Origin of the sequence: Caballeronia sp. dw_19, from assembly GCF_018449515.1 — a bacterium.
Lineage (GTDB): Bacteria > Pseudomonadota > Gammaproteobacteria > Burkholderiales > Burkholderiaceae > Caballeronia.
The window spans coordinates 111,730-128,782 of sequence record NZ_JAAVUQ010000023.1 but is presented as its reverse complement, the minus strand read 5'-3'; the positions used below and the strand labels follow the sequence as shown (position 1 = coordinate 128,782).

General features: G+C 61.9%; 12 protein-coding genes. 6 read left to right on the top strand and 6 right to left on the bottom strand.

Annotation, left to right across the window (positions count from 1 at the left end):
- Window positions 1–221: 221 nt before the first annotated feature.
- The 3 genes from HB376_RS26570 (at window position 222) to HB376_RS26560 (ending at window position 7,226) form a co-directional block, all read left to right on the top strand.
- Window positions 222–3,959 carry a DUF748 domain-containing protein gene (locus tag HB376_RS26570; RefSeq protein ID WP_213766704.1) on the top strand — a complete coding sequence of 1,246 codons (3,738 nt, stop codon included), beginning with the start codon at window positions 222–224 and terminating at the stop codon, window positions 3,957–3,959.
- 367 nt (window positions 3,960–4,326) lie between these two features.
- A complete protein-coding gene (locus HB376_RS26565) occupies window positions 4,327–5,406 on the top strand; it encodes a DedA family protein/thiosulfate sulfurtransferase GlpE (protein ID WP_213766703.1) in 1,080 nt (359 codons plus the stop codon).
- A gap of 101 nt (window positions 5,407–5,507) precedes the next feature.
- Window positions 5,508–7,226 carry an FAD-dependent oxidoreductase gene (locus HB376_RS26560; RefSeq protein WP_213766711.1) on the top strand — a complete coding sequence of 573 codons (1,719 nt, stop codon included), beginning with the start codon at window positions 5,508–5,510 and terminating at the stop codon, window positions 7,224–7,226.
- Here HB376_RS26560 and HB376_RS26555 read toward each other — a convergent pair.
- Window positions 7,204–8,661 carry a heavy metal sensor histidine kinase gene (locus HB376_RS26555; protein WP_213766702.1) on the bottom strand — a complete coding sequence of 486 codons (1,458 nt, stop codon included), beginning with the start codon at window positions 8,659–8,661 and terminating at the stop codon, window positions 7,204–7,206. The genes HB376_RS26560 and HB376_RS26555 overlap by 23 nt on opposite strands.
- Window positions 8,658–9,338, bottom strand: a complete 681-nt coding sequence (locus HB376_RS26550) for a heavy metal response regulator transcription factor (protein WP_031362289.1) — start codon at window positions 9,336–9,338, stop codon at window positions 8,658–8,660. The genes HB376_RS26555 and HB376_RS26550 overlap by 4 nt, the downstream gene beginning before the upstream one ends.
- A 247-nt stretch (window positions 9,339–9,585) precedes the next feature.
- On the opposite strand from HB376_RS26550, the gene HB376_RS26545 reads away from it, so the two are divergent.
- Genes HB376_RS26545 through HB376_RS26535 form a run of 3 tightly spaced genes read left to right on the top strand, consistent with a single transcriptional unit; the run spans window position 9,586 to window position 11,663 of the window.
- Window positions 9,586–10,203: a cytochrome b/b6 domain-containing protein gene (locus HB376_RS26545; RefSeq protein ID WP_218627383.1), complete on the top strand. Its 618-nt coding sequence runs from the start codon at window positions 9,586–9,588 to the stop codon at window positions 10,201–10,203.
- Between the two features lie 3 nt (window positions 10,204–10,206).
- Window positions 10,207–10,995: a molybdopterin-dependent oxidoreductase gene (locus HB376_RS26540; protein WP_213766701.1), complete on the top strand. Its 789-nt coding sequence runs from the start codon at window positions 10,207–10,209 to the stop codon at window positions 10,993–10,995.
- 35 nt (window positions 10,996–11,030) lie between these two features.
- Window positions 11,031–11,663, top strand: a complete 633-nt coding sequence (locus HB376_RS26535; protein ID WP_213766700.1) for a hypothetical protein — start codon at window positions 11,031–11,033, stop codon at window positions 11,661–11,663.
- 16 nt (window positions 11,664–11,679) lie between these two features.
- Here HB376_RS26535 and HB376_RS26530 read toward each other — a convergent pair whose 3' ends face one another.
- From HB376_RS26530 to HB376_RS26515, 4 genes are all read right to left on the bottom strand, one after another.
- On the bottom strand, window positions 11,680–13,920 hold the full coding sequence (locus tag HB376_RS26530) for a xanthine dehydrogenase family protein molybdopterin-binding subunit (protein ID WP_213766699.1): 2,241 nt from the start codon (window positions 13,918–13,920) through the stop codon (window positions 11,680–11,682).
- Window positions 13,921–13,947: 27 nt separating this feature from the next.
- Complete coding sequence (locus HB376_RS26525) at window positions 13,948–14,958, bottom strand: xanthine dehydrogenase family protein subunit M (RefSeq protein ID WP_213766698.1); 1,011 nt, start codon at window positions 14,956–14,958, stop codon at window positions 13,948–13,950.
- Window positions 14,959–14,971: 13 nt separating this feature from the next.
- Window positions 14,972–15,640: a 2Fe-2S iron-sulfur cluster-binding protein gene (locus HB376_RS26520; RefSeq protein ID WP_213766697.1), complete on the bottom strand. Its 669-nt coding sequence runs from the start codon at window positions 15,638–15,640 to the stop codon at window positions 14,972–14,974.
- Window positions 15,641–15,823: 183 nt separating this feature from the next.
- Window positions 15,824–16,870: an FUSC family protein gene (locus HB376_RS26515; RefSeq protein WP_346730589.1), complete on the bottom strand. Its 1,047-nt coding sequence runs from the start codon at window positions 16,868–16,870 to the stop codon at window positions 15,824–15,826.
- Window positions 16,871–17,053: the final 183 nt, after the last annotated feature.

Sequence of the window (17,053 nt, the reverse complement as noted above, 5' to 3'; positions counted from 1 at the left end):
GGCATTGACCCAGAACCGCTAACCCCAGAACCGACCACCCCAGCACGACCCTGACCGCTAACCCCACCCCCTAGCATCAACCCCACCCTCCAAAACCCCGAGTGCGAACGAACAACCCTTGGGGTTCAATTTGCCAGCGCAGCGTCGTATACTCACTCCTCCTGTATCCCAAGGCTGCGCGTGGCTTGTGCCGGCGCGCGCAACCGCGCTACGAGGCACGCATGGCAAGCCTGAACAAGACTTCCCTGACATCCGCCGGGCGTAACCTGATCAAAGGCGCAAACTCGATTGCGCAAGCCCGACGTACCCGGCGCATCGTGATCGGGCTCCTGCTCGCTGTCATCGTAATCGGGCTGCTCGGCTTTTTCGCCGTCCCACCCCTCCTTCGACATATCGCGGAACAACAACTCTCCGCGCAACTCGATCGCCCAGCCAGCATCGAACGAATCGCGCTTAATCCCTACACGCTCAGCCTCGAAGCCGATCGCGTCCATATAGGCGAAGCGCCCGCAAACCTGAGCGCAGGCACCAAAAGCGGCGATTTCGTCGATATAGAACGCCTGATCGTGCGCCCTTCATGGTCGTCGCTATTCCGCCTCGCACCAATTATCAACGAACTCAAGATCGATTCCCCACGCTTTCACATAGTGCGTTTCGACGCGCAACGTTTCAATTTCTCCGATCTCATCGAAAAATTCTCGAAACCATCGGCTAATCCGTCCACTCAACCGGCACGATTCTCCGTATCGAATATTCGCGTGGAAAATGGCCGCATCGATTTCGATGACCGCCTGCTTAAAACGCACCACATAATCGATCGCTGGTCGATCGGGATTCCATTCATCGCCAATCTCAAATCCACTACCGAATTGTTCGTGACGCCGTCGCTGCAGGCGCGCATCGATGGTTCGCCGCTATCCATCACCGGGCGCACAAAGCCATTTGCCGAGTCGCGCGAGTCGGAGATCGCCCTGCAACTCGATGGCCTCGACCTGCCGCAAATGCTGTCGTACGCACCGGTCGCGCTGCCGGTCGCGGTCAAGAGCGGACGCTTGTCGACGAACCTCGATGTGAGCTTTGCGCTCAGCGCCGACACCCCCGTGATTCGCATCAAAGGCACGGCGGATCTCGCGGATCTGGCCGTGACGGACAAGCAGGACACGCCGTTGTTCGCCGCGCAAACGTTGCATGTGAATGCGGGAAATCTGGAACCGTTGCGCAATGTGTATCAACTGGATGAAGTGCGGTTGACGCAGCCGGACGTGAAACTTTCCCGCGATAAAACCGGCGCCTTCAACTTCCAAAAACTGAGCGCATCAACACCCGCTTCTCAGCCGGCCGCCCAGCCCGCCGCCCAGCCCGCTTCCACGCCCGCCAGCGATGCCAAACCCGCCGACACCGCGGCGCAACCGCTCGACCTCGCGATCAAGCATCTGGCGATCGATCAGGGCCATATCGTCTTCGATGACCGCCTGATGGCGCAACCCGCCACGCTCGGACTGTCGGACCTGAACGTGACGCTCGACGACTTCTCCACGCTCGGCAAACCCCCGGCGCGCTATACGCTGAAGACGGCCTTCGATCACGGCGGCGGGCTCGACGCATCAGGTAGTTTCACGCTGCCGGGCAAGAACGCCGACGCGAAACTCGCGCTGAGCGACTTGCCGCTGGCGCCGTTGCAACCCTACGTGGCGAACGCGGTGGCGGCGCGTATCACCGACGGTTCGCTCGCCGCAAATTTGCCGCTGCAAGTGGACTGGTCGAAGCCCGAACCGTCCATTCAGGTCGGCGCCGGCGATGTCACGCTCAAGTCGCTGAAGCTCGTGCCGCAGTTGAACACCGCAGCGAATGCCGCGCCGGTCACACTGGCGTCGGCGCAAGCGAAGATCCAGAAGATCGATGTCGCGGCGCGCACGGCAGCGCTGGACAGCGTCGTGCTGAACGGCCTTTCCATCGATGCAAAACGCCTGAAGGACGGCAGTATCGATCTCGCCGCGCTCGCCGGTCCGCACGAAACAGCGCCGGAAGCCAGCGCGACGCACAAGGTCGAAAAGGCGAACGAGGCAGGTCCGGCGTGGCGTTATCAAATCGCTCAGGTGTCGCTCAACGACAGCACCGCCGACTTCACCGACGAATCCACGCCGCGCCCGGTAAAACTCCACATCGCACCGTTGCAGTTGGGCGTCAGGCAAGTCACCGACGACCTGACGAAACCGCTCGCCATCGACGGCAAGCTGACGATGAACGGCAAAGGCGCGCTGGCCGTGGCCGGCACGCTGACCGCGAAACCGCTGAGCCTCGCGCTGCATGTTGACGCCAACCAACTCGACGCATCGGCATTCGAGCCGTACTTCGGCGGCAACCTGAACGCGACGGTCTCGAGCGCGCTGCTGAGCGCAAACGGCGACGCGTCGTTCTCAGGCGCGGGGCGCGCGCTGAAGGCCGGTTACAAGGGCGATGTGTCCTTGTCGAATGTGCGGTTGATCGACCGGGCGAATTCGGACCAACTGGCCGGCTGGAAGCTGCTCGGCCTGACAAAACTGAACGCCCGCTATGACGAACGAGGCGCCGACGTCGAGGCCGCGCGGGTGACGTTCGCGAACTTCTACGGCCGCGTGCTGCTCGACGCGCAAGGCAAGCTCAACCTCAGCGATATCGTCGCACAGGACAAGGGTGCGGCCACCACGGTCGCCGCCACGACGCCAGCCTCCGCACCGGCAGCCGCACCAGTTGCAACGCCCGCCGCTCCGAAAACCGCGTCGTCATCGGCGAATCTGCGCTTCGGCCAGCTCGTGCTGCAAAACGGCCGCGTGACCTATACCGATAATTTCATCAAGCCGAATTTCACCGCGAACCTGGTTTCGATCACCGGCACTATCGGCGCATTCGGCACGCATTCGACCACGCCCGCGCCCGTCGATGTCGCCGCGAAGCTGTCCGCGAACGGACCGGTATCGATCAAAGGGGTCGTAAATCCGCTGATCGCGAAACCGTCGCTGGATCTGACCGCGAGCGCGCACGATGTCGAATTACCGAATATCTCGCCGTATTCGGCAAAATATGCGGGTTATCCGATCACGAAGGGCAAGCTCAACGTCGATCTGCACTACACGCTCGCCGACGAAAAGCTCACCGCGAACAATCATCTTTTCATCGATCAACTCACGTTCGGCGATCACGTCGACAACACGACCGCGACCAAACTGCCGGTGCGGCTCGCGGTGTCGCTGCTGAAGAATTCGAAAGGCGAGATCGACGTCGACATCCCCGTTTCCGGCTCGCTGTCGGACCCGCAATTCTCGATCGGCGCGTTGGTCTGGACGGCAATCCTTCACCTTGTCGAGCGCGCGGTGACCGCGCCGTTCTCGTTACTGGCGAATGCGTTCGGCGGCAAGAACCCCGAGGAACTCGGTTACGTGGAATTCGATCCGGGTTCGGCCACGCTCAGCGACGCGGCGAATGAAAAACTCGACACCATCGCGAAAGCGCTGGCGGACAAACCGTCGATCACGCTGGAGATATCGGCGCGGGTAGACCCGGCGCTGGACGAACCCGGGTTGCGCGCGGCCTATGTTGACCGGCAGGTGCGGCTGGCGAAGATGAAGGACGCGAGCGAGGACAATCCGAACATCAATCCGTCGACCATCCCCATTTCCGCCGATGAATACAGCAAATTCCTCACGAAAGCGTATAAAAGCGCGGACTTCAAGAAACCGCGCAACCTGATCGGCATGACGAAGAGCGTGCCCGACGCGGACATGAAAGCCGCGCTCGCGGAGCACGCGCCGGTGGACGAGGGCGCGCTCGGCGCGCTTGCGCAGCGGCGCGCGTCGGTGGTGAAGCAATATTTCGAAGGCAAGATCGACAGCAAGCGGATCTTCATCGTCGCCCCGCACCTCAACGCGGATGGCATCAAGGACAAGGGTGCGCCCACGCGGGTAGACTTCGGGCTGAAGTGACCACGAAGCGACAAAGCGAAAACAAGCGGCTTCTGGCACGCGTTTTAGACGGTGCGCGCAGAAGAACCGGGTCCTGGGAAAGGCCACGACCATCGGCATTCTCGCCAATCCGCGCTACACTCATTTCATGAATGCGGCGGCGCATCGCGGCGCGCATGACAGGAACGCGGAGCGGCCAAGAACAGCCGGGCGTTGCGCGGAGCGGCTCGCAGCCCGGCGTAGCTTCCAACTGCGTTCCCGGACTCATTGCGCTTCATCGCAAGGCCGTCAAACGAGCCGTATAAAGTAAGCGCTTCGCGCGAAGCGCCCACGGCGTTCAGGCTTTCCACACCCGAATCCAGCGCTGCACAACCTGCAGGAGAATCCCATGCTGTTGCATGATCTGGCTGACCGGTATGGTCCGGCAATCGTCTTTTTCAACGTCATGGGCGCGGCGCTCGGCCTGCCCGTTCCCGCCATGCCTACATTGATCGTGGTCGGTGCGTCGGTGGCCATGATGGGCTTCAACGGCCAGGCCTTGTGGCCCCATCTCGCGCTGATGCTCGGCATTGCCGTGGTCGGCGGCGTTCTGGGCGATCTCGTCTGGTTCCAGGGCGGCCGCCGCTACGGCGACCGCACGCTCAAGACCATCTGCAAGCTGTCCTTGTCGCGCGATACCTGCGTGAAAAAAACCGAGCGTTTTTTTGGCCGCTGGGGCGTGCGCGTGCTGCTTGTCGCGAAATTCATTCCGGGTTTGTCGCTGGTTTCGGTGCCGCTCGCCGGTGCAATGGGCGTGCGCACGCGCTCGTTCATCGCGCATGACGGTGTGGGCGTGGCGTTATGGGCCGCGGTAGGACTCGCGGTGGGCGTGATCTTCGCGGCCGAGCTCGACATGGTGTTCGCCATGATCGCGCGGCTCGGAAGGCAAGCGCTGCTGGTCGTGGCGGTCGCACTGGCCTGTTACGTGGCCTACCGCTACTGGCGCCGGAAGATGCTGATGAAGACGCTGGAAACGGCGCGCATCACCGTCGATGAACTGTATGCGCTGATGGAGAACCAACCGCTGCCCGCTATCTTCGATATCCGTTCCGCGGAGAAACGCGTGCTCGATCCCTTCGTGATTCCAGGCTCCGTTTTCGCCGATGAACGCGAATTGCAGAAGATCGTGGAAAGTTACCAGCCGGATCAGAAGATCATCATTTACTGCTCGTGTCCGAACGAGGTATCGGCGGCGTGGATGGCCAAGGCACTCCGCACTGCCGGTTTCAAGGACGTCGTGCCGCTGACCGGCGGACTCGACGCCTGGCGTCTCGCCGGTCTCGACCTCAAGCCGCTCACCGACTTCGGCGGCGCGCGCGAGGACCTGGGCGAGATGGCCGCCATGTGCCCGTGGCCGGCGAAAGCGCCGTCCGCCGACAAAGGCGCGCTGCGTGACGCCGTCTACCTGCATGGAGATCGTCACGCATGAGTACTCCGCTCGAAGGGACGAACGAAGCACACGACCATGGTCACGGTCACGCGGAATGGCGTGACCGTGAGCAGCCTGTGTCGGAAGATCTCAACGCGATCATGAACGACACGATCAGCGTGGCGCCGACGGAAGCCGCGGCCGACGCCCCGTTCTCGCCGCTCCAAAGCCGCAAGCACCAGATGTACCCGTATCTCACGGTCGAGGAAATCGACCGCATGCGGCGCTTCGGCAACGTGCAGTACTGGCGCGCGGGCGAACTCATGTTCGAAGTCGGCGTGCCCGGCCCGGGCATGTTCGTGCTGTTGAACGGCCGGGTGCGGATTACGCGGCGCGACGGACTGGGCCACGTGCATCTGGTGACCGAGGCGGAGCCCGGGCAATACCTGGCGGAAGTCGCCCAGTTGTCAGGCAAGCCCGCGTTGGTCGATGGTCACGCGATAGAAGACGTCGAAGCCATCCTGATCGTGCCCGAGCGGCTGCGCGCGCTGCTGGTGGCGGAAGCGGAACTCGGCGAACGGATCATGCGCTCGCTGATCCTGCGTCGCGTCGGCTTGATCGAAAAGGGTAGCGGGCCGATTCTCGTCGGCCAGTCGGACGATGGACGGCTGGTATCGCTGCAAGGCTTTTTGAGCCGCAACGGTTATCCGCACACCGTGATCGACGCGTGTACCGATCCCGAAGCCATTGCGTTGCTCGAACGGATCTCGACATCGAAGGCGGATTTCCCGCTTGTCATTTGTCCCGACGGCACGGTGATGCGCGCGCCCGATGAAAACCAGCTCGCGTCGCAACTCGGCTGGCTGCCGGAATTCGATCCGGCGCATATCTACGATGTCGCGGTCGTCGGCGCCGGGCCGGCCGGATTGGCGACGGCCGTGTATGCGGCGTCCGAGGGGTTGTCGGTGGCGGTATTCGATTGCCGCGCGCCCGGCGGCCAGGCCGGCGCAAGTTCACGGATCGAAAACTATCTCGGCTTTCCGACCGGTATTTCCGGTCAGGCATTGGCCGGGCGAGCGTTCGTGCAGGCGCAGAAGTTCGGTGCGCACATCGCCATTCCGACCGAGATCAAGTCGCTTCACTGCGACTGCATGCCGATCCAGATCGAGCTGATGAACGGGCAGCGCGTGAGCTCGCATACGATCGTGATCGCGACGGGCGCGGCTTATCGGCGGCCGGATATTGTCGGGCTCGAAAAATTCGAAGGGCATGGCACGTATTACTGGGCATCGCCGGTCGAAGGGAAGCTCTGCAAGGGCTCGGAAGTCGTGCTGGTGGGCGGCGGCAATTCAGCGGGCCAAGCGGTGGTGTATCTCGCCTCGCACGCGGCGCGGGTGCATCTGCTGATCCGCGGGCCGGGGCTGGAACTCAGCATGTCGAAGTACCTGATCGACCGGATCGCGGCATTGCCGAACGTGACGGTGCATACACGCACGCAGATCGAGTCGCTGGAAGGCGATGGCCGGACGCTCGCCGCCGTGCATTGCAAGACGCCTGACGGTCCGCTCACGCTCGACGCACGGCATCTGTTCCTCTTTACCGGCGCCAACCCGAACACGGCGTGGCTGCGCGGCTGCAATGTCAACACCGACGGCAAGGGTTTCGTACTGACGGGGTCCGCTGCCCATGCCGGCCACGCGGACGGCTCGACCTCGCTGGAAACCAGCGTGCCGGGCGTGTTTGCCATTGGCGATGTGCGTTCGGCGTCGACCAAACGAGTGGCGGCGGCGGTGGGCGAGGGCGCGGCGGTCGTATCGCAGATTCACGGCCTGCTGGCCGAACGTCAGGAACTGGCGCTCAAGGCTGGCGCGGTGGCATAGGCGCGGCTAAATGTGCCGGGGCTGGACGTGGCGGGGCGGCGAACCGGAGCGTGAATTCGATCCAGCCGTCCGCCGAACAACTCACCGACGCCGAGCCGCCGTGCAGCCGCATGATCGCCTGCACAATGGAAAGCCCCAAGCCGCTCGATTCCGTGAACTCGCTGCGGGCTGTATCGCCGCGATAAAAACGGTCGAACAGGCGCGCGAGATCGTCGGCCGCGACGGGCATGCCCTGATTGCCGATCACGATAATCGCCCCGTGCTGCGTGTCCTCTCTGCCGGTCAGCCGGATCGTGGTGCCGGCTTCGGCATAGCGCACCGCGTTGACTACCACGTTGCTGATCGCGCGCCGGGACATGATCGCGTTGGCGCGCATCTCGCCTTCGGCATGCACTTCGAAGCTGAGATCGCGTTCGTCGGCGAGTCCTTCGAAGTACGTCGCAATGGTTTCCAGTTGCTCGCAAATATTCAGCGGCGTGCGCTCTATGTCCTGCCGCTCGTGATCCGCCTGTGCGAGAAACAGGATGTTCTGCGCAATGCGTCCAAGCCGCTCCAGCTCCTCCAGATTCGACTCCAGCACGCTCTTGTATTCGCTCTCGTTGCGCGTATGCGCGAGCGTAACCTGCGTCTGTCCGATCAGTACGCCGATAGGCGTGCGCACCTCATGCGCCAGATCCGCGGAGAACTGCAGCAGCCGTTCATAACCGGTCGCCAGGCGGTCGAGCATGGCGTTGAACGACATCGCGAGGCTTTGCAATTCGGTTGGCGTGTTCTTGATATCGAGTCTCGCGGACAAGGTGTCGGGCGTGATCCCGGCGACCCTGTCGGCCATTTTTCGCAGTGGCGCAAGACCACGGCTTGATACCCACCAGGCGAGCAGCGCGGTGATCAGCACCGCGCTGACCACGTTGATCCAGACCCGCACGAGATATGTCGAGAGAACCCGCGCTTCCTGGGTCATCACGTGCGCCGCGATGATCTCGATGACTTCGCCGCTGTCGCCTACCTGGGCTTGCGCTGCAACCCAGCGCATGCGCACACCGTCCCGGCGCGTTCCTTCATAGAGCGCGTCGAGATTAACGGCGCGTTGCACGGGCACCGGGACGAGCGGTGGCAACGGCATGTTTTCAGGGTTCACGTTGATGAACGGCGCGAGGCCGGGGCGTTGGAAAATAATCACGTCCTGACTGTCGCCGAGCATGGTTTCGAACAGCTTGGGCCGCGCTTCGATTTCCTTGATGGTGTAGAGATCGTGCAGCAGCGAGCGAAAGTGTTCGACCCGTCCGATCAACTGGTAATCGGCGCGCGTGGACAGCGTGGCGCTGGTCGCGTGATACAGCGACCCTCCGACCATGCTGACCACCACGCACACGATCAGTGCGAACAGGCAGGTGATCCGGACGACCAGCGAACGCGAACGCCATAGCGGACTCAATGCGAATCCCCGGATGCACCGAACGAATAACCGATGCTGCGCACCGTGTGGATCAGCTTGATATCGAAGGGCTGATCGAGCTTTGCGCGCAGGCGTTTGATGGCGACATCGACTACGTTGGTATCGCTGTCGAAATTCATGTCCCACACTTCCGATGCAATCAAGGTCCGCGACAACGCTTCGCCCTGCCGCTTGCAGAAGAGGTGGAGCAACGCGAATTCCTTGTTCGTCAACGCGATGTCAATGCCTTGGCGCGTCACGCGTCGGCGCAGGACATCGACGTGAAGATCCGCGACCTGGAATACATCCGACTCGCGTACTACGCCGCGCCGCAGCAACGTACGGATGCGCAGCACGAGTTCGGTGAACGAGAAGGGTTTGACGAGGTAATCGTCCGCGCCCAGTTCGAGGCCGTGAATACGGTCCCGGACGTGATCGCGCGCGGTCAGGAAAATGACTGGCAGGTCGCGTTTCGCGCGCAACGCCTGCATGATCTGCCACCCGTCAAGGCCGGGCAGCATCACATCCAGCACGATTAGCTCGTACGGATGGGCCAGCGCCTGATGCAGACCATCAGCGCCATTGCGGATCAGGTCGACCTGATACCCGGACTCGGTGAGTCCCTTCTTCAGATAGTCGCCGGTCTTGCGGTCGTCTTCTATAACCAGGATGGTCATGCTGCGGGCGCTTCGCTTTGCGTGAGAAACAAGGCCCATTCTATCCACCTGCCACGACGCGCGGAAAAGATGACAAAAAAGTCATTAACGCGTCATGCGCAGATCAGCGTGCGGTCGCTAAGATGCAATCCAGACGAGGCCTGCGCGCGTAGCACTGCGCAACGTGTCCACGTGTCCATCAAGTCCCCCGAATCCTCGAGCCACAGCATCTTCGCTCCCTGTTCGATCCATCCACGACGAGACGAGCTTGAACCCATCTTCGACTCAACTTCCAGCTCATGCCATCACCCAGCCCGGCTGGGTTCGCATTACGCACTGGATCAATGCGCTGGCGGTCGTGGTGATGGTGACGAGCGGCTGGCAGGTCTATAACGCGTCGCCGATTTTTCGTTCGTTCGTTTTCCCGCCGAGCATCACGCTGGGCGGATGGCTGGGCGGCGCGTTGCTGTGGCACTTCGCGGCCATGTGGGTGCTGGTCGGGAACTTCCTGGTGTACGTGGGGATGAACATCATCTCCGGACGATTTCGCCGCAAACTGTTTCCGCTCAGCATCAAAAGCCTGTTTGGCGATCTGCGCGCCGCGCTGACCGGCAAGCTCAAACATGACGATCTCACGCACTACAACGCCGTGCAGAAGGCTGCGTATCTGGCGGTGATCGCGGACATTGTGGTTGTCATTTTGTCGGGTCTTGCGGTCTGGAAGTCGGTGCAATTCCCGTGGCTGCGCGACCTCATGGGCGGTTACGACAACGCCCGCGTGGTCCACTTCTTCGCGATGAGTTTCCTGGTGGCGTTTTTCGTGTTGCACGTGGTGATGGTCGCGCTCGTTCCACGCTCGTTGTTGCTGATGATCCGGGGCCGCTGAACCATGCTGAACAGAAAGAGCGAACTGATTGCCGCGAACGAGAAGCTCGATGTCGACAACATCCTCAAAGACGCGCGCAACGAATTGAAGGCGCCGGCGCGGCGTCTTTTCGGCAAGCGAATTCTGTCGCTTGGCGGTCTCATGCTGCTGTCGGGGTGCAATATTTCCGACGATAAATCCGTCAACACCGTGCTGCGGACCATGTCACGTTTCAACGACGAAGCGCAAGCTTTCCTCTTCGATCCGAACAAGCTCGCGCCGACCTATCCCGAGTCGATGATCACGCGGCCGTTCCCGTTCAACGCGTTCTATGACATCGACGATGTACCGATCGTCGATGCAGCTACATACAAGCTGCCGGTCGGTGGGCTGGTGAAGGGCAAGAACGTCTGGACGCTTGAAGAACTGCGCGCGTTGCCGCAGGAAAGCCAGGTGACGCGGCACATCTGCATTGAAGGATGGAGCGCGATCGGCAAGTGGGGCGGCGTGCGTTTCTCTGACTTCCTCAAGCGTTCCGGCGCCGACACCACGGCCAAATACGTCGCGTTCCATTGCGCGGATAACTATTCAACCAGCATCGACATGCCCACGGCGCTGCACGCCCAGACGCTCCTGACGCTGACGTACGACGGCCAGGTCTTGCCGCCGAAATACGGCTTCCCGATGAAGCTGCGCATGCCGACGAAGCTCGGCTACAAGAACCCGAAGCACATCGTCTCGATTACCGTGACGAACGAATATCCCGGTGGTTACTGGGAGAACCAGGGTTACAACTGGTTCGGTGGTGCCTGATTTTTCTCGCGTCAAATACTAAAACTGGAGCCTCCATGTCAATTTCCTCATCCACATCATTGCGTTTGAAACTCGGTGTATCGGTTGCTGCGCTCGCGTTTGCCAGCGTTGCGTTTGCTCAGGCGCCGGCGGCTAAACCAGCGCGTATTCGTGGCGATATCGTCTCGTTGTCCGGTGATACGCTGACCGTGCATCGTCGCAGCGGCGACACGGTAACCATCGACATGAAGCAGGACACGCCGGTCACGGCCGTGAAGAACGTCAAGCTCTCCGACATCAAGACCGGCTCGTTTATCGGCACGGCCGCAACCACCGGTACCGACGGCAAGATGACGGCGACCGAAGTACTGGTGTTCCCGGAAGCGGCACGCGGTTCGGGTGAAGGCCACTATGCATGGGACCTCTCGCCGAACAGCACGATGACGAATGCAAACGTCGATCAAATCGTGACGGGCACGAGCGGACGTGATCTGAAGCTCTCGTACAAGGGCGGCAGCAACACGGTGACGGTGCCGGACGGCGTACCGGTGGTGACGTTCGCGCCGGCCGCGCGCACGGACCTGGTCGCCGGCAAGAAGGTGTTTATTGTCGCGTCGCCGGTGAGCGGTACCGAGTTTGCAGCTTCGCGCGTAGTGGTTGAAAAGGATGGCGTTGCGCCGCCGATGTAATGAGGCGCTAAGGCGTTTATGCGGGTCCCGGTGCGGCTAACAGGTCTTCGATCCGCACCGGAAGATTGCGCACGCGTATGCCCGTCGCGTGATACACGGCATTCGTAATGGCAGGCGCAATGCCTGCCATGCCGATCTCTCCGATCCCGCGCGCGCCGAGCGGATTCAGCGCGAAATCCGGATAGTCCAGGAACGTCACGTCCATCTTTGGCGAGTCGGCATGCGTCGTCATCACGTAGTCGGCGAGGTTACGGTTCAGCGGCGCGCCGGAACGCGAGTCGTAGTGCGTCTCCTCGAAAAGCGCCATGCCGACGCCCATCACGATCGCCCCTTCGATCTGGTTCAGACCCGTGCGCGCGTTAATGATCTTGCCGCCATCGATCACGCTCACGACCCGGCTCACGCGTAACCGTGCAGTTTCCGGCTGCCACGTGACCTCGATAAAGTGCGCGCAATATGAGTGAATCGACACTTTGTCCGCATCGGCATCTGACTGGCTCGAACCGGAACGACCTCTGCCTATCAGGATGCTGACCTGCGCAGGCGCCAGGATTCGTTCGAACGGCACGCCCGCTCCGGGCGAGGTCCCTTTGCGATAGACCATGCCTTGTTCGAAACCCAGCGCGTCCACCGGCTGCCCTTTGAACGGCGAGTTGTCCGCCTCGGCAGCAGTCGCGAGAAGCTGCTGGACGACCGCCTGGGTGGCCTGCGTCACGGCGGGAACCAGCGACGCGGTCACCATCGAGCCACCGGACAACGGCCCCGGCGGCAAACGGGTATCGCCGATCACCACGGAAATCTTGTTGAGCGCGATACCCGTCAGATTGGCGACCATCTGGGCCAAAACGGTGTAGGTGCCCGTGCCGATGTCCTGCGTCGCCGTCGACACGCGAGCGGTCCCATCGCCATGCAGTTCGACGATTGCCTCCGCAGGCAATCGCCTCGCCGCCCACGACCCGGCTGCCATACCCCATCCGAGCACCAGGCCGTCACGGCGCATCGAACCGACTGCCGCGGTGCGGTTCGACCAGCCGAATTTATCAGCGCCGAGCGTCAGGCACTCCTTAAGATGGCGCGACGAGAACGGCACGTTCCGGCTCTCGTCCATCGTGGGCTCGTTGATCAGCCGCAAGTGGAGCGGATCGACGCTGAGCTTGATGGCGAGTTCGTCGACGGCCGACTCGATTGCGAACAGGCCCGGAACCGCGCCGGGGCCGCGCATCGACGTGCTGGGAGCAATGTCCCGGCGTGCAAAGGCGGCAGTTACGCGCAAGTTAGGCGAGCTGTACAGATAGCCCGTTGTCTCTCCGCAGTTCTCTTTACGTGTTTCCCGGCGAGCCGTCTGATAGATATAGTCTTGCTGGAACGAGGTGAAATGCCCATCGGGAGTGGTCGACAAACGCATGCGCTGCTGCGTGCTGGTACGGTGGCCTACGTTGTGAAACATCATCTCGCGGGTCACCACCAGCTTGACCGGACGCTGCAGATTGCGCGCCGCAGCGCCGGCGAGCAATGAGTGCGACCACGGAAACAGTTTGCCGCCGAACCCGGAGCCAAGGTATTTCATGATGACGCGCACCTGATCTTCCGACACGCCGAGCATCAGCGCCATGACTTGCCGCTGGTTGACAATCGACTGGGATGTTTCGTAGAACGTATAATTTGTTCCATCGAATGCGACAACGGTCGCGTGCAGTTCGATCGGGTTATGCGTTTCGATCGGCGTGGTGTAGGTCTGATCGAGCTTGAGCGCATCGGGCGCGTTGGCGAAAGTGGTGTCAACGTCGCCTCGTTGCGTATCGACCGAAGGCGTGTTTTCTGCCGACATCTCCGTGCGCACATCGGGTGGGCTCGTCGAATAGCTTACCTTCACCGCGCCGGACGCCGCGGTTGCCTGCTCGAAGGTATCGGCCACCACCACGGCAATGTACTGGCCGTAATAGTAGATGTTGTCATCCTCGAACGGCGGGCGCTTCTCATCGATTCTCGCCTCAGAGGCGAAGCCGATACGATAGAACTTGCCGATATTCTCGCGTGTGAAGACCGCTTTCACGCCGGGCATTTTCGCGGCCGCGGCGGTGTCGAGCCGCGTCACGCGTCCCTTGCCGATGGTCGCGCAAACGGGCACCGCGTAGAGCATCCCGGGCAAGGTGAAATCCGACGTGTACGTCGCGAGGCCGCTTACCTTGAGCGGGCCGTCAATTCTTTGGAAGTCACCGCCAATAAATGGCTGCGCTTGCTTCGTAGCTAATTGCATTGTCTTCTCCGCGACGCGAACATCGAGTCAGGCAGTCTGGGTGGCAAGCGTGAGTGCGTGCTGAATGCAGCGCTTCGCCAACTCGACCTTGAAGCCGTTCTGGCTTTGCGGGCGGGCTGACTGAAGTGCGGCTTCGGCTGCCGCACGAAACGCAGGGGCATCGGGCGCGCGTCCGAGAAGCGCCGCTTCCGCCTCGTGCGAACGCCATGGCTTAACGCCCACGCCGCCCAGCGCGATCCTGACGTGGTCGATCCTGCCCGACGATACAGTCAGGACAACTGCTGCCGATGCCAACGCGAACTCATACGATGCACGGTCGCGCAGTTTCAAATAGACGCTGCGACTACCGGGCATCGGCGCGGGCAGCGTCACGTGGGTGATCAGCTCGCCGGCATTGAGCGACGTTTCGCGTTCAGGCGTAGTGCCGGGCAACAGGAAAAACTCGTCAATGGCGATGCTTCGCCTGGCCTCCGGACTCTCGGTGTGGACGGTCGCTTCGAGCGCCGTCATGGCGACATTCATGTCCGACGGATTGGTCGCGATGCAGTGGTCGCTCGTTCCCAGGATGGCGAGATTACGGTTGAAGCCCTCGATTGCGGAGCAGCCGCTGCCCGGTTCGCGCTTGTTGCAAGGTGTTTTCGTATCGCGGAAGTAGATGCAGCGCGTCCGTTGCAGCAGGTTGCCGCCGGTCGTCGCCATGTTGCGCAACTGCGCCGAGGCCCCCGACAGCAGCGCCTGGGACAACACGGGATAGTGCGTCTTGATCAGCGGATGATTCGCGAGATCGGCATTGCGAACCATCGCGCCTATCGTGACGCCGCCGTCGAGTGTTTCGACCTTATCGAGCGGCAGGCGGTGGATGTCAATAACCTGCGTCGGACGCTCTACGTCGAGCTTCATCAAGTCGAGCAGGGTCGTGCCGCCGGCCAGGAAGCGTGTCGATGGCATGCCTGGAGGGTTGACTGCGCTGGTCTGCGCCATTGCCATGTTCAGTGCCTGTTCGACATCGGCCGCGCGCTTGAGCTGAAAGTGTTCCATTCGTTCGCTCCGTTTAGGCTTTCTGGCGAACTTGCTGGATCGCGGAGACGATGTTCGAATAGGCGCCGCAGCGGCAGATATTGCCGCTCATTGCCTCTTTGATGTCCTCGTCGCTGTGGCCGTAGGGTTCTTTAAGCAAGGCGACGGCGGACATGATCTGCCCTGACGTACAGTAGCCGCATTGAAAGCCGTCATGTTCGACGAAGGCTGCTTGCATCGGATGCAGGTTGCCTGGCCGTCCTATGCCTTCGATAGTTGTGATCGCTTCGCCTTCGTGAGTGGCCGCAAGGCTCAGGCACGAATTCACGCGCCTGCCGTCCACATGGACCGTGCACGCGCCGCATTGGCCGTGGTCGCAACCCTTCTTGGTGCCGGTGAGGCGGAGATGTTCGCGCACGCAATCGAGCAGCGTGGTTCGCGGATCGATATCCAGTTCATGGAGCGTGCCATTGACGTTCAATCGCACATGAACGCTGTCATTGGCCGTTGGCACGCCGCCGCTTGGCGCAGCGTTCTGGCTTGCATCGTCGGAATCCGCCAGCGCCAGAGAATGAAGTTGGCCGGTGCCCATTGCGACACCCGCCGCACCGACGCGTGTCAAAAAAGAGCGGCGCGTCACGCGTTCGAAGAGCGTGGCCGGCTCATCATCAGCAGTGTCCGGCCGTTGAGGCTTGTCGTTCATGAGTCAAACTCCCGTTGAAGCACGGATAGAAGAGGACCGAGATCGTCTTGGCATTCGATACACATCATAGGCAACCACGGTGGCGTAAAGATGGCCGCGAGATGGCGGCCAGATGGCACAGCGTCTTCGAGTCGCGCGCGTGCGTTGCCTGACGACCGCCCATGGGTGGCGGCCGCTCTTTTTCTACTCGCGTTTATCCAGCACTTCGACTGTCGCGATCAGATCCCCAAAGTCCTGCACCAGCAGGTTCAGCACGAAGGGCAGGACGGTATTCTTTTCCATCGATTCACATGCGTTGTTCGATGCCGTTCTAAGCCTCTCGAACGACGCACGCGCAAGCCGGACGTTATCGTCCTGATGGCTTTGATCGGCATCGAGCGCGGCAGCTAATGTTTTGGCAGACTCCGCGAATGCGTCGGCAGTCGCGTTCAGCGCGTCGCGGTTGATTGCGCTCAGTCGCCCCGCAAGTTGTGGATCGCCGGTGAAAGCCTGACCCAGAAACAGCGCGTCGCGATGCAACCGGGTCAGCATGGGCGCGACCTTGTCGATCACGTTCCCGCGCGTGCGCTTCACCGGCACGATGATGTGCTCGCGGCCGGCTTCGGTGATGGCGTCATCGAGTGCCTGCTCCGCGGCCGCAGATTGCCGATGCAGACGCTCGGCTTCGTTCCCGTCATCGGGCTTGCGCAGAGTCAGCGTGATCAACTCGCCTAACGCCAGGACGATGTCACTCGCGCGATCGTGGGCTGCATTGATCGCGCGGTTCGGCATCAGGAACGCGACGAGAAGCGCCGCGCCCGCGCCGATCAGGATTTCAAGCACACGGTCGATCGGCCGTTCGTACGGCGAGCCCAGACCGCTTGCCGGAATCAGCACAACGACGACGAGCGTGACGCAGGCGAGCCGGAGGGTCGGACGCCAGGCGGCTAGCGCTGCGAGCGGCAAGAGTGCGATGGCGAACACGACAAGCGGCTGGGCGCCCCGCAGGATGGCGAACAAGCCGACCACGCCGACCACTCCACCGATCACCGCCCCAATGATCTGGTCGCGGCCGGTGTTCAACGCCTGGTTGAGGCTGGGCTGCGTGACGACAACCAGGGTGGTGATAACCGCCCAGTAAAGCTCGGGGAGCGTCGCGAGTTTTGCGACGTAGTAGCTGAGCAGGCAACTGATGAGCGTACGGGCGAAGCGCTGGAGTTCCGGCGCAGACGTGAGTTTTTTCGTGAGCACTAGGGGTTTATTGGGTGAATTCCGTTGGGTTTGTCTGGCTCGGGCTTGGGCGGTGCGTTTGCGAACGGCGGCGGAGCGGAATCCCTGATCGTTGCCGCCAGTCGTAGTGGTCAGTTTAAGGGCAAAGCCGCTCGCAGCGGCCCGTGGCGACGCCCCCATTCACCGCCGCGAGCAAAACCCGCC

What these genes read in the sequence shown, in the direction of transcription:
- HB376_RS26560 (WP_213766711.1), top strand. Translation starts at nt 5,508, where the DNA reads ATGAACGACACGATCAGCGTGGCGCCGACGGAAGCCGCGGCCGACGCC.
- HB376_RS26535 (WP_213766700.1), top strand. Translation starts at nt 11,031, where the DNA reads ATGTCAATTTCCTCATCCACATCATTGCGTTTGAAACTCGGTGTATCG.
- HB376_RS26565 (WP_213766703.1), top strand. Translation starts at nt 4,327, where the DNA reads ATGCTGTTGCATGATCTGGCTGACCGGTATGGTCCGGCAATCGTCTTT.
- HB376_RS26570 (WP_213766704.1), top strand. Translation starts at nt 222, where the DNA reads ATGGCAAGCCTGAACAAGACTTCCCTGACATCCGCCGGGCGTAACCTG.
- HB376_RS26520 (WP_213766697.1), bottom strand. Translation starts at nt 15,640, where the DNA reads ATGAACGACAAGCCTCAACGGCCGGACACTGCTGATGATGAGCCGGCC.
- HB376_RS26550 (WP_031362289.1), bottom strand. Translation starts at nt 9,338, where the DNA reads ATGACCATCCTGGTTATAGAAGACGACCGCAAGACCGGCGACTATCTG.
- HB376_RS26530 (WP_213766699.1), bottom strand. Translation starts at nt 13,920, where the DNA reads ATGCAATTAGCTACGAAGCAAGCGCAGCCATTTATTGGCGGTGACTTC.
- HB376_RS26540 (WP_213766701.1), top strand. Translation starts at nt 10,207, where the DNA reads ATGCTGAACAGAAAGAGCGAACTGATTGCCGCGAACGAGAAGCTCGAT.
- HB376_RS26525 (WP_213766698.1), bottom strand. Translation starts at nt 14,958, where the DNA reads ATGGAACACTTTCAGCTCAAGCGCGCGGCCGATGTCGAACAGGCACTG.